The organism is Aliiroseovarius crassostreae (genome assembly GCF_049803815.1).
Lineage (GTDB): Bacteria > Pseudomonadota > Alphaproteobacteria > Rhodobacterales > Rhodobacteraceae > Aliiroseovarius > Aliiroseovarius crassostreae_A.
Map to the genome: position 1 here is coordinate 356,257 of NZ_JBNAGI010000001.1, position 21,547 is coordinate 377,803.

Consider the following 21,547-nt stretch of genomic DNA (forward strand, 5'->3'; position numbering starts at 1 on the left):
ACCAGACGGGCAGTGCCGTCTTCATATCATTCAGGAGAGATATGTATTCCTTTGCGGGGAAATATCAAAGCCCGAAAGCGAAAAATGCGGCAAGAAAGGGCGATTGCCGCCATCGTTTCACAAAAGGCCGCCTTGGCGACAACCGGTCACCCGTCTGCGCGAAAGACGAAACAGCGGTCGCGGCGGATGGCGATCCACAGGGGGGTGCCGGGTTTGGGCAGGAAGACCGACGGCACGGTGGCGCTGAGTTTCGATCCATCCTGCATCACGAACTCCACCAGGCTTTCCTTGCCAATGAACCGCGCACGGGTGACTTCGCCACGTGCCCAGACCCCATGGGCCGGGGTTGGGTTGGGGCCTTTGCCCTGCCGGTCGAAGTCGATTTTCAGGTGCTGCGGGCGGATCACGATGTCCACCCTGGTGCCATCGGGCATGCCGGGGGCAAGGAACTGGCCAAAGGCCGTGTCGGTCAGCGCGCCTTCGACCACGCCGGAAATCACATTGATGTCGGAAAAGAACCCGGCGGCCTTTTTGTCGACCGGGGAATTGTAGACATTATAAGGCGCGCCGCGCTGCACGATCACCCCATCGCGCATCAGTGCAATCTGGTCGGCCATGCGCATCGCCTCTTCCGGTTCATGCGTCACCAGCACAACGGCGGTGCCTTCTTCCTTCAAAAGCGTCAGCGTTTCATCGCGGATCCCATCCCGCAGACGGTTGTCCAACCCGGAAAACGGCTCGTCCATCAGCATGATCGACGGGCGTGGGGCCAGGGCGCGCGCCAGCGCCACCCGTTGCTGTTCGCCACCCGACAGTTCATGCGGGAACTTGTCGATGAAACGCAGCAAACCGACCTTCTCCAGAAGCTCCTGCACGCGCAGGCGTTTTTCGGTGCGTGATCCCTTTAGGCCGAAGGCGACATTGTCGGCGACAGACAGGTGGGGAAACAGGGCAAAATCCTGAAACATCAAGCCGATATGGCGTTTTTCCGGTGGCACAAACACCCCGGGCCCGGCCACCATCTCGCCATCCATCCACACTTCGCCCGCATCCTGCTGATCCACGCCCGCGATGATGCGCAGGGTGGTGGATTTGCCGCAACCGGACGGGCCCAACAGGCAGGTCACCTGCCCCGCCTCCAGCCGCAAGGATATGCCCCGCACCACCTGTTGCCCGCCGAACTGGCGTTCCAGGTTGCGGATCTCTAGCCGGGCGGCGGTGGTTGTGTTGGCATCCAGCATGGGCGGCCTTTCGTGAAACGGCAATTCCCGACGGATTGCATCGGGTTTCAGCCGGGATAACAGCCCCCCCACCCCGCTGCAAGACACCAGAGCCCAGGAAACGACGAAGTTTTGTCGCAGACAGGCATGCAGCCCAGCGTCTTGGCCGCAAGTTTGGGCGTCAGGTCATACCCTGTTTGTTCCACTGTTTGCCGCACAGTTTGCCCCGAGGAAGCCTCATGCGCCTGCTGATTTCCTTCACCGCCCTGCTTCTCTCGGTGATCTTGCTGCAGCTGAGTTCAGGCGGCGTGGGGCCGTTGGACGCGCTGTCGGGTCTGACGCTGGGCTTTACCACCGCGCAGATCGGCCTGTTGGGCTCGGCGCATTTTGTGGGGTTCTTCATCGGCTGCTGGTGGGCCCCGCGACTGATGGGGGCCGTGGGCCATTCACGCGCCTTTGCGGTGTTCACAGCGCTCGGGGCGATCGGGCTCTTGGCGCATATGCTGGTCATTCACCCCTATGCCTGGGCGGTGATGCGGATTGCCTCGGGGCTGTGTGTGGCCGGGGCCTACACGGTGATCGAGGCCTGGATGAACGCGAAGATCACCAATGAAACGCGGGGCCGCGCCATGGGCGGCTATCGTGCGGTGGATATGGGGGGATCGCTGGCTGCACAGCTTTTGATCGGCGTTCTGGAGCCCGCCCATTATGTCAGCTACAACCTGCTGGCGCTGATTTGCTGCGCCGCGATCCTGCCCCTGACCCTGACCCGCGCCAGCCAGCCGGAAACACCCGACGCGCCGCGACTGCGGCCCGGTCTGGCCTGGCACCGCTCGCCTCTGGCGGCCATCGGCTGTGTGGTGGCCGGGGTGACCTCCGCCGCGTTTCGCATGGTGGGGCCTGTATACGGTCAGGAAGTGGGGCTTCAGACCGGGCAACTGGCATGGTTCCTGGCCTCTTTTGTGTTGGGCGGCGCGCTGGCGCAGCTGCCTGCGGGGTGGTTGGCTGACAAATATGACCGGCGCTGGGTGCTGATCTGGCTGTCTGTCGCGGCGATCCTCAGTTGCACATTGACGGTGGCAGCCAGCGATATGGGCACGCAGATGGCCTTCCTGACCGCCGGGCTCTTTGGCTTGACCACCTTCCCGATCTTTTCTGTTTCCGCCGCCCACGCGAATGATTTTGCCACATCGGAGGAACGGGTCGAGCTGTCCGCCGCCCTGATGTTCTTTTATGCGGTGGGGGCGATTGCCGCGCCCTATGTGTCTTCGAGCCTGATTGCGGCCTTTGGTCCCCCGGCGCTGTTTGCCTTTGTGGCACTGGGTCATCTCGGGCTGATCGGCTTTGGCCTGACCCGGATGCGCGCGCGCCCGACGGTTGCGCACAAGACCCCTTATACCTACACCCCGCGCACCTCGTTTTCGATGGGGCGGCTGTTTGGGCGGCTCCGGGACAAGTGACGGTATTGTTGACAGGCCGGGCATGAACCGATAGCACCGCGCTCTTTCTCATTCCGAAGGATAGTGTGCATGTCTGCGACCCCATCCTCTTACCTGTTCGCGCCCGATCTTGGCCCCGTTCTTGCGGTCGATTTCGGCACCTCCAACACCGCCCTTGCCCTGCTGCAAGAGGGCCAGATCCGGCGCATCCCGGTTGAAGGCGCTCACGATACCCTGCCAACGGCGGTGTTTTTCCCCACGGAGGACGGTGAGATGCTGGTGGGCCGTGCGGCGGCCCGCGCGCTGATCGACGGCGATGAGGGGCGCTATATGCGCGCGCTGAAGTCGATCCTGGGCGATCCGCTGTTTCACGAAAGCCGCCTTCTGGGGGGCAAACGCCAGACATTGGCCGATGTGGTCACCGCCTTTCTGGTCACGGTGAAGACCCGCGCCGAGGCCGCAACAGGACAACGCTTCACCCGGGTCCTGTCGGGTCGGCCGGTGCGGTTTCACTCGGATCATGACGACAAGAACACCCAGGCCGAGCACGACCTGCGCGCCTGTTATCACGCCGCCGGGTTTGATCAGGTCGATTTCCGTTATGAACCCGAAGCGGCAGCCCATGCCTGTCACGGCTTGGGGCCTGCACAGCAAAGCGCAAACCAGATCGGGTTGATCATCGACATCGGCGGCGGCACCTCGGATTTCACCGTGTTCCGCACCCGCGATGGCCAGATCGAGATCCTCGCCAGCCACGGGATCCGGCTGGGCGGCACCGATTTTGACCAGAAGATCTCCATGGCGCATGTGATGGCGCTGCTGGGCCATGGCGGGCAGCTTAAGCGCACCTTTGGGGACGAGCTTTTGCCCATGCCCAACGCGATCTTCCAGGATCTCGCCACCTGGGCCAAGATCCCGTTTCTTTACGGGCGCGAGACCGAGCGGAAGGTGGAGGATCTGTTGGCCCATGCCGTCGAGCCTCAGAAGGTTGCGCGCCTTCAAGAGGTGATCACCCAGCGGCTGGGGCATGAGCTGGCCTTTGCAGTGGAAGATGGCAAAATCGCCGCCAATGGCAAAGGGGGCAGCGCCGGACAAGACGCTCCGACCAAATCAGACATCAAGATGGGGTTCATTGAACGCGGTCTGTCGGCGCCGATCACACCCGGCAGCATGTCTGCCGCATTGACCGCCCCCGGCGCGGGGTTTGACGCGGCATTGACCGGCGCGATTTACCAGACCCTGATGGATGCAAGTGTGATGCCCGCGCAGATCGACACCGCGATCCTTGTGGGCGGGTCGAGCCTGATGCGGCTGGTGGAAAACACCGTCACCACCACCTGCCCCGCAGCGCGCATCGAACGGTCCGAGGCGTTTACCGCGGTGGTGGACGGGCTGGCGGTGGTGTCGAAATCCAAATGACCGCAGATAGACGATCACCCAGACATCACATTCGAAAGGGGCGCTGCCCCTCGGCCTGACGGCCTCACCCCGGGATATTTCGGGACCAAAGATGGCAGGCTCACGCGGTGCCCTCGGGCCATCTTTGGTCGGTAATTATCCGGGGGTCGAGGGCGTCCCGGAAGTGGTCCTGGGGATCGACCTGGGGATCAATTTGCCCGAAGAACGGACGGAGCCCAGGATTGACGTCTGAGGGGCAAAGCCGCTTGATGGCACCTGTCACTGCCCTCTGGTCCTTTGCACAATTTCCGCGTAGACAGGCAAAAATTCTGGCGCGAACCTGAATTTGCCCTCATGACGGTCAATATACGGATAACTGCACATGAACCGCGTTCTTATCACCTCGGCGATCCCCTACATCAACGGGATCAAGCACCTCGGCAATCTTGTGGGCAGCCAGTTGCCCGCCGATCTTTATGCCCGTTACAACCGGGGGCGGGGGCGCGAGGTGATGTTTATCTGCGCAACGGACGAACACGGCACCCCTGCTGAACTGGCCGCGGCCAAGGCCGGCAAGCCGGTGGCGGAGTTTTGCACCGAGATGCACGAGGTTCAGGCGAAGATTGCCGATCAGTTCCGCCTGTCTTTCGACAATTTCGGCCGCTCATCCAGCCCGCAGAACCACAAGCTGACCCAGCATTTCGCGGGCAAGCTGGCCGAGAATGGCTATATTGAGGAAGTCAGCGAGAAGCAGGTCTATTCCAACGCCGACGGGCGGTTCCTACCGGATCGTTACATCGAAGGCGAATGCCCGAACTGCGGCTATGACGGCGCGCGTGGGGATCAGTGCGAAAACTGCACCAAGCAGCTGGACCCGACCGATCTGATCAACCCGCGCTCGGCGATTTCCGGGTCAACCGATCTGGAAGTGCGTGAGACCAAGCACCTGTATCTGCGGCAGTCGAAGTTGAAGGACAAGCTGGATCAGTGGATCGACACCAAGACCGATTGGCCGGTGCTGACCACTTCGATTGCCAAGAAATGGCTGCATGATGGCGATGGGCTGCAGGATCGGGGCATCACCCGCGATCTGGACTGGGGGGTGCCGGTGAAGCGCGGCGATCAGGATTGGCCGGGCATGGAAGGCAAGGTCTTTTACGTCTGGTTTGACGCGCCGATCGAATATATCGCCGCCACAGCCGAACTGGCCGATGAAAAGGGCGAAGGGCCGGAGTTCTGGGAGCGTTGGTGGCGCACCGACAAGGGTGCCGATGACGTGCGCTACGTACAGTTCATGGGCAAGGACAATGTGCCGTTCCATACGCTCAGCTTCCCGGCCACGATCATGGGGTCGGAAGAGCCGTGGAAGCTGGTCGATTACATCAAATCGTTCAACTATCTGAACTATGATGGCGGGCAATTCTCGACCTCAAAGGGGCGCGGCGTCTTTATGGATCAGGCGCTGGAGATCCTGCCCGCGGATTACTGGCGCTGGTGGCTTTTGTCCCACGCGCCGGAAAATTCGGACAGCGAGTTTACCTGGGAAAACTTCCAGGCCTCGGTGAACAAGGATCTGGCGGACGTCTTGGGCAATTTCGTCAGCCGCGTGACCAAATTCTGCCGCTCGAAGTTTTCCGAAGCCGTGCCGGCAGGTGGAGAATACGGCGAAGTAGAAACCGCGTTGATCGCCGATCTGGGCGCGAAACTGCGCGCTTACGAGGGCCATATGGAAGCGATGGATGTGCGCAAGGCGGCACAAGAGCTGCGTGGCATCTGGGTCGCGGGCAATGAATATCTGCAAACTGCGGCCCCTTGGACCATGTTCAAAACCGATCCCGATCAGGCGGCGGCGCAGATCCGTCTGGCGCTCAACCTGATCCCGTTCTACGCGGTGCTGTCGGCCCCGTTCATCCCGGATGCGGCAGAAAAACTCTCTGAGGCGATGAAGGTGGATATGCAGTGGCCGGGTGACGTGGCAGAGGCACTTGCACGGCTTGAAGCCGGGCACGAGTTTACCGTGCCGGACAACCTTTTTGCCAAGATTTCAGACGAAGAGCGCGAAGGCTGGCAGGAACGGTTTGCGGGCACGCGCGACTGATCTGACGATCCGGAAACTCACACAGATTTGCCGACAAAAGCCGTGCCCCGCTGCACGGCTTTTGCTTTTCGAGCCACTGGCACTTGATGCAGGTCATGGTCCGCCTTTCCGTTCAGGGCCAGCTTTGGGTATGACCAATTTGATCAAGGAGCGCGAGATGGGTCGCCATGACACCCCGGCAGATCGCGACCTTCCGACAATTGCCCTTGTGCCATTTCTGGCGCTGACCTTTGCCCTGTCTTGGACCATTGTGGGCAGCTATATCATCTTCCCCGACGCGATGTCGGCGCGGTTTGGCAGGCTCAGCGGGGATCATCCGCTCTACTTCCTCGCCACATGGGGGCCCGCCTTGTCGGCGTTGGTTTTGGTGGCGCTGTATACGGGGACATCCGGGCTGCGTGCCTTTCTGTCGCGCCTGATGCTGTGGCGGATGCCCATGCTTTGGTGGCTGTTCATTCTGGTTGGCGTGCCGCTTGTCTATATGGCCGGATCGCTGATCAAAGGCGGGGGTCTGATCACCCCATTGCCGCCGCAAGGAATTGGCGTCGCCCTGGCCTTTCTGGTCATGATGCTGTTTTTGGGTCCGGTTGAGGAATTTGGCTGGCGCGGGGTGGCGCAACCGATCCTGCAACGCCATATGCCCCCCCTTTTGGCGGGGGGGATCATTGGTTGTATTTGGGGCCTCTGGCACCTGCCCGCTTTCTACCTGGCCAGCACGGTCTATGCCGACTGGAATTTCCTGCCGTTTTTCATTGGCAATGTCACCCTTGCGGTGCTGGTCACCCCAATCTTCAACGCCGCCCGGGGCAGCCTGTTTGTGCCTATGATGTTTCACTGGCAGTTGATCAACCCGTTCTGGCCCGATGCACAACCTTATGACACCTGGATCTTGGTGGGAGTGGCCGCGATCCTTGCCCTGACCTGTCGCAAAGCGATGCTTATGCGTGGGGATGCGGTCACGCGGGTTGTCCCGCTGCGGTGATGGGCGCCCTGTCATTTTTCGGCCTGCACGTGGACCCCTATCTTGTGGCTCGCCGGACATCTGCCACGATATAGGCGCCTTCACGCAGGCTTTGCCTTGGATTTGGTGCAAATTCGCGCTATCTTAAAGAAAAGATAAGACAATCCCCGGAACATTAGGGGGAGAAGAGAATGGGCGACAGCAAAGGCAGCAGTAAATTGTCGATTGCCAAGGGAAAACAGAAACCGATCCGGCTTTCACTGTCCGACAAACGGTCGGTGCGCACGCAGTTTGGTGCGCTGCCGTACCGGATCAAGGATGGCAAGGTTGAGATCCTGTTGATCACCTCGCGCGGCAGTGGGCGATGGATTGTTCCCAAAGGCTGGCCGATGGATGGCGAAACCCCTGCGGGCGCTGCGGCCACCGAAGCCTATGAAGAGGCGGGGGCGATGGGCAAGCTGTCCCATCAGGTGCTGGGGTTTTACGCCTATGACAAGGGGCACGCGGGCGAAAAACTGCCCTGTGTCGTTGCGGTCTTTCCGCTCAAGGTCAAGCGGCTGCTGAAAAATTTCCCCGAGGCCGGGCAGCGCCGCCGCAAATGGATGAGCCAGAAGAAAGCGGCACAAATGGTCAGCGAACCGGAGCTGCGCCAGATTATCAAAGCGTTTGACCCCAAGCTGTTGCGGGGCTGAGGCACGCACCCGTGCCGCGTCGCATCGGGCGTGCTGGACAATGGCAGGGAAAGACCCCCATGATCGGATATATCTCCGTTGGTATGGATGACATGGCCCGCGCAAAGCCGTTTTACAACGCCACTCTGCCCGCACTGGGGGACCGCTCTGGGATATGTGCTGGAGGAAAGCCCGACGGGGTTGAGCTTTGCGCGGCCTGCCACAAAGGGTCGACCTGCGTCACAGCCGGATTTCTATGTGAAACACAGTTTTGACGGGCCTTTGACGGGCAACCGGCCTTGGCCGGGAACGGATCCATGGTCGCATTTGACGCGCGGACGCAACAAGAGGTGCGTGATCTTCATGCCGCTACCCTCGCCGCCGGTGGCACCGATGACGGCGCGCCGGGGTTTCGCACGGCTTACAGCGCGACGTTTTACGTGGGAGATCTGCGCGACCCGCAGGGCAATAAGATCGCGGTGTTTTCGAATAATCCGCAGGAACCGGGGCGTGATGCGTAGCCCTCTTGCCATAACCGCCCCGCACTTCCATATTGTAGAACGCTTTGATATGGGACCGACATGATCCGATACGCCCTGAAATGTGACCAGAACCACGGGTTTGACAGCTGGTTTCAGAACGCCCAGGCCTTTGACAGTCTGCAGGCGGCGGGGATGGTGTCGTGTCCGGAGTGTGGATCGACCAAGGTTGCGAAATCGCTGATGGCCCCGAGAGTGCGCCCGTCGCGCAACGCGGTGGCGACCCCGGTCCCATCGGAGCCCATGCCAGCCCCCCCTGCGCCAGCCGCCCCCTCTGCCCCTGCCCCCGTGGCGGCAGCGCCCGACCCGGAAATCGCGCGCCAGATCGCCGAGTTGAAGGCCAAGGTCGAGGCGGAAAGTGATTATGTGGGCGACAAGTTTGCCCAAGAGGCGCGCGCGATGCATCTGGGCGACAGCCCGGAGCGGGCGATTTACGGTGAAGCCAGGCTGGAAGACGCCAAGGAGCTTTTGGAAGAGGGTGTGCCGGTCCTGCCCCTGCCCTTCACCCCCACCCGCAAAACCAACTGATCCGTGACCCATATGTGACCCGTGACCTGGTGCGCGTCCTCTGATACCTTGGCGACGTATCGGCAGGATCGGGAGTGTGACATGCGCGTGGTGATCACAGGGGCCAATCGGGGCATCGGACGGACATTGTATGACCGCTATCTGGCGCGGGGTGAGACGGTGATCGGCACCGCGCGGGGCGGCAAGGATGGCATGGTGGCGCTGGACGTGACCGTGCCGGACAGCTTTGCCACGCTGCATGAGGCCGTGGGCAACGCCCCCGTTGATCTGCTCATTTGCAACGCCGGTGTGTATCTCGACAAATTTGAACGGCTGAGTGACGGATATCCGGCTGAGCAATGGGCAGACACATTTGCCACCAATGTGACCGGCGTCTTTCAGACAGTGCAAACCCTTTTGCCCAACCTCTTGTCAGCAAAAGGGAAAATCGCGATTATTTCTTCTACCATGGCCAGCCAGACCCGAGCACCCGGGGGCAGTTACATTTACCGCGCCTCGAAGGCGGCGGTCCTGAACCTGGGGCGCAATCTGGCCACGGATCTGGCCGCGCAGAAGGTTGCGGTGGGGATCTATCACCCCGGCTGGGTCAAGACCGATATGGGCGGAGAGGAGGCGGATATCACCGTGGAAGAGGCCTGTGCCGGACTGGTGGAGCGGTTTGACGCGCTGTCGATGGAAAGTACGGGCGCGTTTGAGACCTGGGACGGGCATCCGCACCCATATTGAGTTTGCGGCTGGTTGAGTTTGCGGCTGGGGAAAAAAGGGGCGCTGCCCCTCGGCCTGCGCATAGCTCCGCCCGTTCATCGGCGAATTGGCCTCCCGGGTCAATTCCGGGAAGCCCCCGAACCCCGAGGTATTTCTGGCAAGAAAAAGGGGCCGGTGGAACCCGGTGGCAGGGCGCAAGGTGACGCGGGAGGGCGCGCGCGGCCCCGCTCAGAGCAGCAATCTGTCGTCGCCAGGGGGATTTGCCCCGGTTTTATTGCGTTCGGGGGGCTTTGTGGGTTCGATCCCGCCTTGCTCTTTGCCTTTGCCCTGCGTAAGACATGCCGGACGAAAAAACAGGGATGGGGGAACCATGCCAACTCTGGTGATGAAATTCGGCGGCACGTCGGTGGCCAATCTGGACCGGATCGCGCGGGCGTCCAAACGCGTCGCGCGTGAGGTGGCCAATGGCTATGACGTGATTGTCATTGTCTCGGCCATGTCGGGCAAGACCAACGAGCTTGTGGGCTGGGTCAGCGACACGTCGCACCTGTATGACGCACGCGAATATGACGCGGTGGTGAGCTCGGGCGAAAACGTGACCGCGGGCCTGATGGCGCTGCGGTTGCAGGAAATGGGCATCCCGGCGCGCAGCTGGCAGGGCTGGCAGGTGCCGGTCAAGACCACCAGCGCGCATAGTTCGGCGCGGATCGAAGAGATCCCCAGCGACAATATCAACGAGAAGTTTGGCGCGGGTATGAAGGTCGCCGTTGTGGCGGGCTTCCAGGGGATCAGCCCCGAGGGCCGGATCACCACGCTGGGGCGTGGCGGATCGGACACCACCGCCGTGGCCTTTGCCGCTGCGTTTGAGGCCGAGCGTTGCGACATTTATACCGATGTGGACGGGGTTTACACCACAGACCCGCGCATTTCCGACAAGGCGCGCAAGCTGGACAAGATCGCCTTTGAAGAGATGCTGGAGCTGGCGTCCCTGGGGGCGAAAGTGCTGCAGACCCGGTCTGTTGAACTGGCGATGCGCTATAAGGTGAAGCTGCGCGTCCTGTCGAGCTTTGAAGAATATGACCCGGAAGCAGGCACGCTGGTCTGCGACGAGGAGGAAATCATGGAACAGAACGCCGTATCCGGTGTCGCCTATCAGCGCGACGAAGCAAAGATGACCCTGATCTCGGTGGCGGACCGCCCCGGGATTGCCACCGCGATCTTCACCCCCCTGGCCGAGGCCGGGATCAATGTGGACATGATCGTGCAGAACATTTCCGAAGAGGGTCGCACCGACATGACCTTCTCGTGCCCCGTTGATCAGGTCGCGCGCGCCGAAAAGGCGATGCAGGAGGCCAAGGACAAGGGGGACATCAATTTCCACGACGTTGTGGCAGATACGGATGTGGCGAAGGTTTCGATTGTTGGCATCGGCATGCGCTCGCAAACCGGGGTTGCCGCGAAAATGTTTGACGTGCTGTCGAAAGAGGGCATCAACATCAAGGTGATCACCACGTCTGAGATCAAGATTTCCGTGCTGATCGACCGCAAATACATGGAGCTGGCGGTTCAGGCGCTGCATGATGCGTTTGAGCTGGAGAAGGCGTAGCGCGCGCATCTGACCAGGCGAAGATCTAGACCCTCGGCATGTCGCCGGGGGTTTTTTTTGTCCCTCTAAAGCGGTTCGGTTTACCCCTGTGTCAGGTTAAAACCGCAACGCTTTTTAGGGCCCAGCAAGGGGCCTGGTTTGGGGGCTCAAGCGGGCTGCGCCGACGCAATGGACCGGGTCCGCGAGGCGTCTGAAACAAAAATTAACCGAATGTCAGCCTATACCTAAGAAGGTGCATGCCATCGGGGATGATTCCCCAGGTGAATGAAAAGGAGACCTGCTTGATGCTGAACCTGAGACGTCATGGAACAAATACTGCCCAAGCGACCGACGCCTTGGTCCTGCAACAAGTCTTAGATGATGTTCAGGCCATCATCTGGTTCGACTTGGAGGGAAACATTCTGGATGCAAATCAGAATTTTCTCGACGCTGTGGGGTATGAGCTGGCCGAAATCAAAGGCCAGCATCACCGAATGTTCATGCGCCCTGTTGACGTGGCAAAACCTGATTACAAGACGTTCTGGACCAAGCTTGCCAAGGGGGAGCGCCATCAGGGCAAGTTCCACCGGATTGGGAAGGGAAATCGGGATATCTATCTTGAAGCATCCTATAATCCGGTTTGCGATCCCGATGGCAATCCGGTCAAGATCGTCAAATTTGCCATTGATATCACCGAAACCCGCCTTGCCGCATTGGAAGCCCATGGCAAGCTGGATGCGCTGTCGCGATCACAGGCCGTGGTTGAATTTGACACTAAGGGCAACATCCTGACAGCAAACGATAATTTCTTGAGCGCCTTGGGGTATGAGCTGTCAGAGATTCAGGGAAAGCATCATCGGATGTTTATTGACCCCAGCTTTGCTGGCAGCACGGATTACGAAGACTTCTGGACCGATCTGGCCAAAGGGGGCTTTCGCAGTGGCGAATTCAAACGCATTGCCAAAGGCGGGCGAGAGATTTGGATCCAAGCCACCTATAATCCGATTTTTGACGAAGATGGTCGCCCCTTCAAGATCGTCAAATTCGCCACAGACATCACCGCAGCAAAACTTGATGCGGTGAACGCCACCGGCCAGCTGGACGCCATTTCACGATCGCAGGCGGTCATCGAATTTGACATTCAGGGCAACATCCTGACGGCAAATGAAAACTTCCTGAGAGCATTGGGGTATTCACTGGACGAGGTGATGGGGAAACACCACCGGATCTTTGTGGATGCCGAAGAATCCCAACGCCCCGAATATCAGGAATTCTGGAAAGAGCTGAGCCAGGGGAACTTTAGTTCCGGGGAATACCGACGTGTCCGAAAAGACGGCGCGGAAATCTGGATCCAGGCGACCTATAATCCGATATTGGACCCGGATGGCAAACCTTACAAGGTGGTGAAATTTGCTACAGACATCACCGCAAAGAAACTGGCCATCGAAGAGGTGCGCCACAGGATACTTTCCCTGTCTGAAGGCAAGCTGTCAGACCGGCTTCCAACAGATATGGACGCAGATTTCACCGCTATTGCAGAGGCTTACAACACCACGATGGAGCGGTTGGAGCAGCTGATCCACGGTATCCAGGACGCCGCCGACAGCATTGCCCGCGACTCGGATGCCATTGCCTCGAATGCTTATGATCTGGCCACGCGCAGCGAAAGCCAGGCCGCCACGGTCGAACAGACCTCGGCCGCCATGGAGGAACTGTCAGCCTCGGTTACCGGCACCGCAACCAACGCCGAAGCCGCCGCCGAGGCCACCCGTCTGGCCTCGGAGCAGGCCCAGAAAGGGGCGACGATCGTGGAAGACACGATGGCTGCCATGCGGCGCATCGAGGAAAGCACCCGCAAGATCAGCAAGGTGATCGAGGTGATCGACGGTATCTCGTTCCAAACCAACCTGCTCGCGCTGAACGCGGGGGTTGAAGCGGCCCGTGCCGGGGAAAGCGGTCGGGGGTTTGCGGTGGTTGCCTCGGAAGTGCGCGCCCTGGCCCAGCGGGCCGCGGACTCCGCCCAGGAAATCAACACGCTGATTTCCAAAAGCTCCGAAGAGGTGGGCACAGGGTCGAAACAGGTCACGATCAGCGGTGAAGCCCTTACCGATATCGGAACCGGCGTTGAGAAGGCTGTCGAGAACATCAAAGGTATTTCAAACGCTTGTCAGGAACAGGCCGTTGGCATCAACGAGGTGACACAGGCGGTGACGCAGATCGACAAGGACACCCAAAGCACAGCCGCCTTGGTGGGCGAAAGTGCCGAGGCGGCCCGCACCCTGGCACAGCAGGCGTCTGATCTGCGTGAGTTGATCAGCTTCTTCAAAGTCCCCTCTTCCTCGGAAATGACTTCCTCGGGAATGGACCGCGACGAAACATCCCCCGCAACCCAGCAGGATGCAGCCTGACGCCAGGGACGACATGCGCGATGTGAAGCAGACGTGGAAAAGCCCCGGCGCGCGGCGGCACCGGGGCTTTTCCACGTCACGTCTGGTCGGAGGGGTTTAATCGCCCATCTGCGCGGTCGGAGTAGATTGCGAAATCGCAATCTCCTCTTCGCTCATCCCTTCGGCGATGCCGTCAAACAGCGGCGTGGACAGGTAACGCTCGCCCGTGTCCGGCAGCATCACAAGAATGTTGGCGCCTTCCGGAGCGGTCTCGGCGGTTTTGATCGCTGCGGCAAAAGTTGCCCCGGCCGAGATCCCGACAAAGATGCCTTCTTCGGCGGCCAGACGTTGTGACCACTGGATCCCATCTGGGCCCGGCACTTTCAAAAGCGCGTCATACCCGCCATTGTCCAACACTTCCTGCAGCACATGGGGAATAAAATCCGGGGTCCAGCCCTGAATCGGATGCGGATTGAAATCCGGGTGGCCTTCGGTGGGCTGGTTCTGGTCATTGCGGGTGTTGATATAGCCCGAGCTGATCAGCGCGGCATTGGCCGGTTCCGCCAAAATGATCTTGGTGTCAGGGCGTTCTTTGCGCAGCACCCGCGACACCCCGGACACGGTGCCACCGGTGCCATACCCGGTCACCCAGTAATCCAGCTTCTCCCCTTCAAAATCCGCCAGGATTTCGCGTGCGGTGGTGTTTTCATGGATATCCGCATTGGCCGAGGTTTCGAACTGGCTGGCCAGGAACCAGCCATTCTCTTCGGCCAGCTCCTTGGCCTTGGAATACATGCCAAACCCCTTGAGTTCCTTGGGGGTCAGCACCACTTTTGCGCCCAGAAATCGCATCAGGCGGCGGCGTTCCACCGAGAAGCTTTCCGCCATGGTGACCACCAGCGGATAGCCTTTGGCCGCGCAGACCATGGCAAGGCCAATGCCGGTGTTGCCCGAGGTGGCCTCGACCACGGTTTGCCCGGGTTTCAGGGTGCCGTCGCGCTCTGCGGCCTCGATGATATTCAGCGCCAACCGGTCCTTGACCGAGCCCGCCGGATTGGCGGCCTCAAGTTTCACATAGATATTTACGTGTTTCGGAGCAATCCGGTTGATCTTGACGACCGGGGTATCCCCCACGGTTTCAAGGATACTGTCATAGCGCTTGCCGCGCCCATCTGTTTGTCTGGTAGCCATGTGAAATGTCCTTAACTGGATCCGCCAGGATCGTGATTGCAGTGAACTTAGGCCTATGTTCTGGAAAGAACCAGATTTACGCAGCCGAAAAGACCATTTTCCCGCATCCCACAACCATATCACGGATTTGTTCCAATGGCAGGGGGGCACCGGGACAGCTTTCACCCCTGTGAAACCGGGGATCCGCGACGCACAAGGCGGCGCACGCTGTTTCATTTTTTGCATAAACCTCAGGCGGGACACACCATGAGGTGCGTTGAAACTGCGCGATATGAGGAAATGTGCCGCGCCCTCCCCCTATGGTTGAATTTCACTGGCGTCGCGCGGCATTCCCCGGCATGATGCCGATCAGACGGACGATCGATGCATTGTGTTCTGGCGTTACGCAGGCAGAACGCATAACGTGGATACGGCCCATTTCGGCGCAGCCCGCGCCGCGCACGCGGGGCCAAGAACAACACCCGAACGGGTAAAGCGTGCAGGGGGGCACGGGGATGGCAGAAAGCCAACAAAGCGACAGTCGCAAGCTGCTGGTCAAGCTGCGAGAAACCCTTGCGGCGGCGTCCGAAGGGCAGGAACGGCTGGACCGGATCACCACCCTGATCGCCGAAAGCCTGGGGGTCGAAGTGTGCTCGATCTACCTGTTTCGCGACAGTGAAACGCTGGAGCTTTGCGCCACGGAAGGCCTGAACCCCGAAGCTGTGCACCAGACGCGGCTGCGCATCGGCGAAGGGTTGGTGGGACGCGTGGCCAAGACCCGCGCGCCGGTAAACACCAGTGATGCGCCTTCGGAAAAGGGCTTTCGCTTTATGCCCGAGACCGGCGAAGAGATTTATTCCAGCTTCCTGGGGGCACCGATCCAGCGGCTGGGGGAAAACCTGGGCGTGCTGGTGATCCAGTCAAAAGTGGCGCGCAGATTTTCCGCAGATGAACTGTACGGGCTGGAAGTGGTCGCCATGGTGCTGGCCGAAATGACCGAATTGGGGGCGTTTGTCGGGGAAGGGGCCGCCATGGCCGCCTTGCACCAGCGCCCGGCCACGTTCCAGGGTCAAATTGGACAGGAAGGGGCGGCAGAAGGCCATGTCTGGTTGCATGAACCACGCGTTGTGGTGACCAACCCGGTGGCCGATGACCCCGACACCGAACTGTGTCGCCTGCAAGATGCGGTGGAGGAGCTGCGCCTGAAAGTGGACGAGCTGTTGGAAACCGCGCAAACCGGGGTGGGCAGCAAGGACAAAGAGCATATGCAGGTGCTCGAGGCCTACCGGATGTTCGCCAATTCCAAGGGCTGGATGCGCCGGATGGAGGAAGACATCCGCCGCGGCCTGTCTGCTGAAGCGGCTGTGGAAAAGGAACAATCTGCGGCGCGGGCGCGGATGAACCAGGTCCCGGACCCCTATCTGCGCGAACGGCTGCATGATCTGGATGACCTGTCCAACCGCCTGCTAAGAATTTTGACGGGCCAGGGCCGGGAAACTGGCGCGGAAATGCCGGAAAACCCGATCCTGATTGCCACCAATATTGGCCCGGGCGAGTTGTTGGAATATGGGCGCGGATTGCGCGGAATCATCCTTGAGGAAGGATCGGTGGCCAGCCATGCGGCCATTGTCGCCCGCTCTTGGGCGATCCCGTTGGTGGTGCAGGCCGGCCATGTGGCGACCGAAGCGCTGAACGGCGACCACGTGTTGGTGGATGGCGAACATGGCATCATCCATTTGCGCCCCGAGGAAAGCATCATTGGGGCGTTTCGTGACAAGATGTTGATGGAGGCGCAGCAGCAAGAACGCTATCGCAGCCTGCGCAACAAACCTGCCAAGGGGCTTTGTGGCACCGAGGTGAAACTGCATATGAATGCGGGGCTGATGGCCGACCTGCCCAGCCTGGAAAACTCAGGCGCCGAGGGCGTTGGACTGTTCCGCACCGAGCTGCAATTCCTGACCGTGTCCAAAGTGCCGCGCCGGGGCGAGCTGGTGGACACCTATGCGCGCGTGATGGACGCGGCGCAGGGCAAGCGGCTGGTCTTTCGCACGCTGGATATCGGGTCGGACAAGGTGCTGCCCTATATGAACCCGCTGGACGAACCGAACCCGGCGCTTGGCTGGCGCGCCATTCGCGTGGGGCTGGACAAGCCCGGCGTGATGCGGATGCAATTGCAGGCAATGATCCGGGCCGCAAATGGCCGCACTCTGACCGTTATGTTCCCGTTTATCGCGCAGCTGGACGAGTTTCGCGACGCGCGCGAAATGCTGTTGGCCGAGGTGGAGCGGGAACGCAAGCTGGGCCATGTCCTGCCAGAGAAACTGGAAATCGGCGCGATGCTGGAAACGCCATCCATGGTGTTCGCCCCTCGTCAATTCTTTGAAATGGCGGACTTTATTTCGATTGGCGGCAATGACCTGAAGCAGTTTTTCTACGCGGCGGATCGGGAAAACGAACGGGTGCGGCGGCGCTATGACACGTTAAATGTCAGCTTCCTGAACCTGATCGAACAGATCATCGATCGCTGCAAAGAGGTGGGCACGCCGCTCAGTTTCTGTGGCGAAGATGCGGGCCGTCCGATTGAAGCGGCCTGTTTTGCTGCCCTGGGCATGAAACAACTGTCGATGCGACCCGCTTCCATTGGCCCGGTGAAAAGCCTGATCCGCCGGATCAATCTGCAAGAGCTGCGCGCCCATATCAATGACGCGCGCCTGTCGGGCGAACAATCGGTGCGCGGCACGGTGATCGACTGGATTGCGCGCAACCGCCATTCTTTCCAGGCCGAGTGACTTTCTGACCCGCGCGAGGGTGCGGGTTAAGCTTTTGTTCACCAAACCCCGTCACCCTTGGACCTGGCCAAGGATGACTCGGAGGGTGACATGGCGGAATTTCTGACCATGATCGATGCAAGCCTCGCCCTGTTGATGCTGGGCCAGATCTGGCGCAATCGACAGCGGCTTAAGGGACTGGATCCCTATCGGCACCGGGTAGAGCCCCCACCTCTGGGGCACCCATCCCATATTGTCCGATCCTCACCCGGTGTGTTTTTCAACAGATCCGCGCAGCCCCTGCCACGCGTCCGGAGCCAGTTCGAGCCCCAAAACCCGATCCGGGTTGGTGGGCGGCGGCATGATCACACCGTCAAGACGGTGGAACCCAAACCGACGATAATAGGGCGCATCCCCCACCAGGAGGACACGTTCCCACCCATCTAGTCGCGCCTTGTCCAGGCTGCCATTCATCAAAAGCCCGCCCAGCCCCTCTCCCTGACGGGTCGGGTGCACCGCAACAGGACCAAGCAAAAGCGCCGTCTGCCCCGAGACCGTCACCGGCCAGAACCGGATGGCCCCGGCCAGAATATCGTCCGGATCACGTGCCACCAGCGACAGGCCCCGCACCGGCGACACCCCGTGACGCAGCCGGTAAGATGACAGCGCCTCGCGCCCCGGCGCAAAGCAGGTGTCATAGAGGGCTTCGACCTCCCACCAGTCTTCTTCACGTTCCACCGACAGCGTGTACACGCGCGCGTTTCCCTTCCTGCCCACCGCCCCCGATCATGCAGGCGGCTCCTCTGCTTTCAGACTATCCGATTTGAACAATCTGGCGAAACGCCTTAGCAGGGGGAAGACGCCGAGAAAAGAGAGAAGCGCATGTTTTACGAGCCAAAAAACGGGCACGGCCTGCCGCACAACCCGTTCAACGCGGTGATCACCCCGCGCCCGATTGCCTGGATTTCCACCCGCAGCGCCGAGGGCCAGGACAATCTGGCCCCCTATTCCTTCTTCAATGGTGTCGCCTATGATCCGCCGCAGGTGATGTTTGCCTCGACCTCGGGCAAGGCAGACCGGGATCTGGGCAAGGACAGCTTGGACAATATCAACACCACCGGCGTGTTTTGCGTGCATATTGTCAGTGACAATATGACAAATGCGATGAACGTGAGCTCCGGCGCTTATGGCCGCGAGGTGGATGAGTTTGCCCGCGCGGGGCTTGCGAAAACCGCGTGCGAATTGATCGATTGCGCGCGGATTGCCGATGCGCCTGCCGCGTTGGAATGCAAGCTGACCCAGATCACCCGCCTGCCCGGCGACGAAAACTTGGTCTGTTTTGGCGAGGTGATCGGCGTGCATCTGAACGATGACTGTCTGACCGACGGAATCTTTGATCCGACCACCAAGGGGCTGCTGGCGCGGATGGGATACCGCAATTACACGCTGGTGCGTGATCAATTTGAGCTGAAGCGGCCGGATGATTGAACCGCAAAGAAAAAGGGCGCCGGGTGGCGCCCTTTTCGAATATCCTCGGGGCGCTTAATGCCCGCCCAAAATCCCGGTCTTGACCGAGTAATCGGCCGCAATTTCGTAATCCGGGTCATCGTCACTGTCGACCATCAGGTGGCCCGCTTTGGTCAGCAACTCGTGACAGTCCCGCGACAGGTGGCGCAGCTGGATCGACTTGCCCGCCGCCTCGTATTTCGTGGCAATGGCTTCGATCGCCTGCAGGGCGGATTGATCCACCACCCGGCTCTCGGCAAATTCGATCACCACGGCTTCGGGGTCATTTGCCACGTCAAACAGCTCCAGAAACCCTTCGACAGAACCAAAGAACAGCGGGCCTTCGATTTCATAGACTTTGCGGTGACCATCATCATCCACGCGGGTGCGGGCGTGAATGCGGGACGCGTTTTGCCAGGCAAAGGCCAGCGCGGACACAATAACACCCACCACAACCGCCACGGCAAGGTCTTCATAGACGGTGACGGCGGTCACAAGGATGATCACAAAGGCATCCAGGCGCGGCACTTTGGTGAGGATGCGGATCGAGTTCCAGGCGAAGGTGCCGATCACCACCATGAACATCACGCCCACCAAGGCGGCCAGCGGGATCATTTCAATCCAGCTGGAGGCGGCAACGATGAACAGCAGCAGGAAGAGCGCGGCGGCGATGCCGGCAATCCGGGTGCGCCCGCCCGATTTCACGTTGATCATTGACTGGCCGATCATCGCACAGCCGCCCATGCCGCCGAAAAAGCCGGTGACCACGTTTGAGGTGCCCTGCGCAATACATTCCTGCGACGCGCCGCCGCGCTGGCCGGTCATTTCACCCACCAGGTTCAGGGTCAGAAGGCTCTCGATCAGGCCAATCGCCGCAAGGATCACGGCGTAGGGCAGGATGATCCAGAGGGTTTCCAGCGTGAAGGGCGCAAGCATCGTGCCATAAAGCCCCTCGCCCTCGCCAAACATCCAGTGGAAGGACGGCAGGCCGCCCTTGATCGAGGCCATGTCGCCCACGGTGGGCACATTGATGCCAAAGGCAATGACCACCCCGGCGACAATGCCGATCCCGGCCAAGGGTGCGGGGATGATATTGGTGATCTTCGGCAGACCCCAGATGATCAGCATGGTCAGGCCGACAAGGCCCAGCATCATGTAAAGCTGCGTGCCCGAAAGCCAGGCATCCGGGTTGCCCGGCTGTTTGAACTGGGTCAGCTGGGCGAGGAAAATCACGATCGCCAGACCGTTCACAAAGCCCAGCATCACCGGGTGCGGCACCAGCCGGATAAACTTGCCCCAATGCATCACGCCTGCGAAGATCTGCAAGATCCCCATCAGGACCACGGTGGCGAAAAGGTATTCCACCCCATGATCCGCCACCAAGGCCACCATCACCACGGCCAACGCGCCGGTGGCGCCCGAAATCATTCCCGGGCGTCCGCCAATGAGCGCGGTGATCAGCCCCACCATGAAGGCCGCGTAAAGGCCGACCAGCGGGTGTACGCCCGCCACAAAAGCAAAGGCCACGGCCTCTGGCACCAGGGCGAGCGCCACGGTCAGGCCCGACAGGATTTCTGTCTTGAGTCGCGCGGGCGTCAGCGCCTCGGAGGGCGACAGGCGCAGGTCGGGGCGTTCGATACGGGCCGCATAACGGGCCAGAAGAGCTCGGGGCATAGGGTCACCTAGGTCAGGGGAGTGTTCGCGATGTGCTTCCCTAATGTGTTTCACGCAAAAAAGAAACCCTGATGAGGGAAAACCCGCTCTGCCGTCCCTGCCCCATGGCCATCCGTGACCCCAAGCCGTCTCGCCCCAATGTGATTGGACCGTGAGCCATCGGGCAGGCCAAGGTTTCCCCAGCCAATCGGTGATGATCGGAGATTGCATGATCAACCCCCATACCTGTTGCCGCGCAATTTCAGTGATCCGCTTTGTGCCCATTGTGATTTTGGCGTGTATTGTCCCGCTGATCACACCTGTCATCACATTTGCGCAGGACGCCGATGGCAATGATCGCCCGTCCAACTGGGTGGTCACCTATCAACAGGCCCATGGGATCTGGGACACAGTCTGCGATCAACGCGGCGACGGGGAGGCGCATGAAAAGCGGTGTTATATCAGACATGTAGACGTGTTTTCCCCGCGTCCTGCCTTTGCCGCGCAATTCCTGTTTGTCACCAATGCGGATGGGGTCAGCGTGCAGTTTGGCATTGAACCCGGCACCCTGTTCCTGCCTGGAAATTTCAGACTGGAGCGCGTGGATGACGTGGTCTGGTCGACGCGGCACCCCGGTTGCCTGACCGGGGTTTCCTGCGCGTTTGACGGCGAAGCCGCATTGGAGCTGCTGACGGAGATGGTCACCGGCGGCACATTTGCCTTTGACTTTCGTGACCGGCACGGGGCGGTGCAATCGCTTCGCTGGTCTTTGGAGGGGTTCGCCGCCGCATTGGATGATTTCAACACGCAATCCACAGCAAGAGAATTGCCCCCAATTTCCCTAACCCGCTGATTCTGCCTTGCCCTCGTGCAAAAGCCTGATCAGAGTCGGCCGAAAGGCCGCGTGAGCACGGCACAG

The 21,547-nt window shown here is 60.4% G+C and carries 16 protein-coding genes and 1 pseudogene; 13 read left to right on the forward strand and 4 right to left on the reverse strand.

Annotation, left to right across the window (positions count from 1 at the left end; all coding sequences use genetic code 11):
• Nucleotides 1-146: 146 nt before the first annotated feature.
• Nucleotides 147-1,241, reverse strand: a complete 1,095-nt coding sequence (locus ACP15V_RS01730; protein WP_424941958.1) for an ABC transporter ATP-binding protein — start codon at nucleotides 1,239-1,241, stop codon at nucleotides 147-149.
• A gap of 218 nt (nucleotides 1,242-1,459) precedes the next feature.
• On the opposite strand from ACP15V_RS01730, the gene ACP15V_RS01735 reads away from it, so the two are divergent.
• From ACP15V_RS01735 to ACP15V_RS01780, 10 genes and pseudogenes are all read left to right on the forward strand, one after another.
• Nucleotides 1,460-2,680 carry an MFS transporter gene (locus ACP15V_RS01735; protein WP_424941959.1) on the forward strand — a complete coding sequence of 407 codons (1,221 nt, stop codon included), beginning with the start codon at nucleotides 1,460-1,462 and terminating at the stop codon, nucleotides 2,678-2,680.
• A gap of 69 nt (nucleotides 2,681-2,749) precedes the next feature.
• Nucleotides 2,750-4,078 carry an Hsp70 family protein gene (locus tag ACP15V_RS01740; RefSeq protein WP_424941960.1) on the forward strand — a complete coding sequence of 443 codons (1,329 nt, stop codon included), beginning with the start codon at nucleotides 2,750-2,752 and terminating at the stop codon, nucleotides 4,076-4,078.
• Nucleotides 4,079-4,439: 361 nt separating this feature from the next.
• The gene (gene metG, locus ACP15V_RS01745; RefSeq protein ID WP_424941961.1) at nucleotides 4,440-6,155 is read left to right on the forward strand and encodes a methionine--tRNA ligase; all 1,716 of its coding nucleotides are present in this window, start codon (nucleotides 4,440-4,442) and stop codon (nucleotides 6,153-6,155) included.
• 130 nt (nucleotides 6,156-6,285) lie between these two features.
• A complete protein-coding gene (locus tag ACP15V_RS01750; RefSeq protein ID WP_424941962.1) occupies nucleotides 6,286-7,137 on the forward strand; it encodes a type II CAAX prenyl endopeptidase Rce1 family protein in 852 nt (283 codons plus the stop codon).
• Nucleotides 7,138-7,307: 170 nt separating this feature from the next.
• Complete coding sequence (locus tag ACP15V_RS01755; RefSeq protein ID WP_424941963.1) at nucleotides 7,308-7,808, forward strand: NUDIX hydrolase; 501 nt, start codon at nucleotides 7,308-7,310, stop codon at nucleotides 7,806-7,808.
• A gap of 59 nt (nucleotides 7,809-7,867) precedes the next feature.
• Nucleotides 7,868-8,308: pseudogene (locus ACP15V_RS01760) on the forward strand (VOC family protein).
• A gap of 60 nt (nucleotides 8,309-8,368) precedes the next feature.
• Entirely contained in the window at nucleotides 8,369-8,854 is a 486-nt protein-coding gene (locus tag ACP15V_RS01765) for a DUF1178 family protein (protein WP_424941964.1), read from the forward strand.
• Between the two features lie 81 nt (nucleotides 8,855-8,935).
• The gene (locus ACP15V_RS01770; protein WP_424941965.1) at nucleotides 8,936-9,580 is read left to right on the forward strand and encodes an SDR family NAD(P)-dependent oxidoreductase; all 645 of its coding nucleotides are present in this window, start codon (nucleotides 8,936-8,938) and stop codon (nucleotides 9,578-9,580) included.
• Nucleotides 9,581-9,929: 349 nt separating this feature from the next.
• Nucleotides 9,930-11,165 (forward strand): aspartate kinase, encoded by a 1,236-nt coding sequence (locus tag ACP15V_RS01775; protein ID WP_424941966.1) that lies wholly within the window; start codon nucleotides 9,930-9,932, stop codon nucleotides 11,163-11,165.
• A gap of 284 nt (nucleotides 11,166-11,449) precedes the next feature.
• Nucleotides 11,450-13,552: a methyl-accepting chemotaxis protein gene (locus ACP15V_RS01780; RefSeq protein ID WP_424941967.1), complete on the forward strand. Its 2,103-nt coding sequence runs from the start codon at nucleotides 11,450-11,452 to the stop codon at nucleotides 13,550-13,552.
• Nucleotides 13,553-13,648: 96 nt separating this feature from the next.
• On the opposite strand, the gene cysK is transcribed toward ACP15V_RS01780, so the two are convergent.
• Complete coding sequence (cysK, locus tag ACP15V_RS01785; RefSeq protein WP_424941968.1) at nucleotides 13,649-14,722, reverse strand: cysteine synthase A; 1,074 nt, start codon at nucleotides 14,720-14,722, stop codon at nucleotides 13,649-13,651.
• Nucleotides 14,723-15,216: 494 nt separating this feature from the next.
• Between cysK and ptsP the strand changes: the two genes are divergently transcribed.
• Nucleotides 15,217-17,490: a phosphoenolpyruvate--protein phosphotransferase gene (gene ptsP, locus ACP15V_RS01790; RefSeq protein ID WP_424941969.1), complete on the forward strand. Its 2,274-nt coding sequence runs from the start codon at nucleotides 15,217-15,219 to the stop codon at nucleotides 17,488-17,490.
• A gap of 243 nt (nucleotides 17,491-17,733) precedes the next feature.
• Here ptsP and ACP15V_RS01795 read toward each other — a convergent pair whose 3' ends face one another.
• Nucleotides 17,734-18,222: a GNAT family N-acetyltransferase gene (locus tag ACP15V_RS01795; protein ID WP_424941970.1), complete on the reverse strand. Its 489-nt coding sequence runs from the start codon at nucleotides 18,220-18,222 to the stop codon at nucleotides 17,734-17,736.
• Between the two features lie 129 nt (nucleotides 18,223-18,351).
• On the opposite strand from ACP15V_RS01795, the gene ACP15V_RS01800 reads away from it, so the two are divergent.
• Nucleotides 18,352-18,957 carry a flavin reductase family protein gene (locus tag ACP15V_RS01800; RefSeq protein WP_424941971.1) on the forward strand — a complete coding sequence of 202 codons (606 nt, stop codon included), beginning with the start codon at nucleotides 18,352-18,354 and terminating at the stop codon, nucleotides 18,955-18,957.
• A gap of 54 nt (nucleotides 18,958-19,011) precedes the next feature.
• Here ACP15V_RS01800 and ACP15V_RS01805 read toward each other — a convergent pair whose 3' ends face one another.
• On the reverse strand, nucleotides 19,012-20,649 hold the full coding sequence (locus ACP15V_RS01805; protein WP_424941972.1) for a SulP family inorganic anion transporter: 1,638 nt from the start codon (nucleotides 20,647-20,649) through the stop codon (nucleotides 19,012-19,014).
• A 208-nt stretch (nucleotides 20,650-20,857) separates the two neighbouring features.
• Here ACP15V_RS01805 and ACP15V_RS01810 point away from each other — a divergent pair, with 208 nt between their 5' ends.
• Entirely contained in the window at nucleotides 20,858-21,481 is a 624-nt protein-coding gene (locus ACP15V_RS01810) for a hypothetical protein (RefSeq protein WP_424941973.1), read from the forward strand.
• The last annotated feature ends 66 nt before the right edge of the window (nucleotides 21,482-21,547 follow it).

Bases quoted from the DNA above. Each gene is read 5' to 3' on its own strand.
- ACP15V_RS01730 (WP_424941958.1), bottom strand. From the start codon at position 1,241: ATGCTGGATGCCAACACAACCACCGCCGCCCGGCTAGAGATCCGCAAC.
- ACP15V_RS01735 (WP_424941959.1), top strand. From the start codon at position 1,460: ATGCGCCTGCTGATTTCCTTCACCGCCCTGCTTCTCTCGGTGATCTTG.
- ACP15V_RS01740 (WP_424941960.1), top strand. From the start codon at position 2,750: ATGTCTGCGACCCCATCCTCTTACCTGTTCGCGCCCGATCTTGGCCCC.
- metG (WP_424941961.1), top strand. From the start codon at position 4,440: ATGAACCGCGTTCTTATCACCTCGGCGATCCCCTACATCAACGGGATC.
- ACP15V_RS01750 (WP_424941962.1), top strand. From the start codon at position 6,286: ATGACCAATTTGATCAAGGAGCGCGAGATGGGTCGCCATGACACCCCG.
- ACP15V_RS01755 (WP_424941963.1), top strand. From the start codon at position 7,308: ATGGGCGACAGCAAAGGCAGCAGTAAATTGTCGATTGCCAAGGGAAAA.
- ACP15V_RS01765 (WP_424941964.1), top strand. From the start codon at position 8,369: ATGATCCGATACGCCCTGAAATGTGACCAGAACCACGGGTTTGACAGC.
- ACP15V_RS01770 (WP_424941965.1), top strand. From the start codon at position 8,936: ATGCGCGTGGTGATCACAGGGGCCAATCGGGGCATCGGACGGACATTG.
- ACP15V_RS01775 (WP_424941966.1), top strand. From the start codon at position 9,930: ATGCCAACTCTGGTGATGAAATTCGGCGGCACGTCGGTGGCCAATCTG.
- ACP15V_RS01780 (WP_424941967.1), top strand. From the start codon at position 11,450: ATGCTGAACCTGAGACGTCATGGAACAAATACTGCCCAAGCGACCGAC.
- cysK (WP_424941968.1), bottom strand. From the start codon at position 14,722: ATGGCTACCAGACAAACAGATGGGCGCGGCAAGCGCTATGACAGTATC.
- ptsP (WP_424941969.1), top strand. From the start codon at position 15,217: ATGGCAGAAAGCCAACAAAGCGACAGTCGCAAGCTGCTGGTCAAGCTG.
- ACP15V_RS01800 (WP_424941971.1), top strand. From the start codon at position 18,352: ATGTTTTACGAGCCAAAAAACGGGCACGGCCTGCCGCACAACCCGTTC.
- ACP15V_RS01805 (WP_424941972.1), bottom strand. From the start codon at position 20,649: ATGCCCCGAGCTCTTCTGGCCCGTTATGCGGCCCGTATCGAACGCCCC.
- ACP15V_RS01810 (WP_424941973.1), top strand. From the start codon at position 20,858: ATGATCAACCCCCATACCTGTTGCCGCGCAATTTCAGTGATCCGCTTT.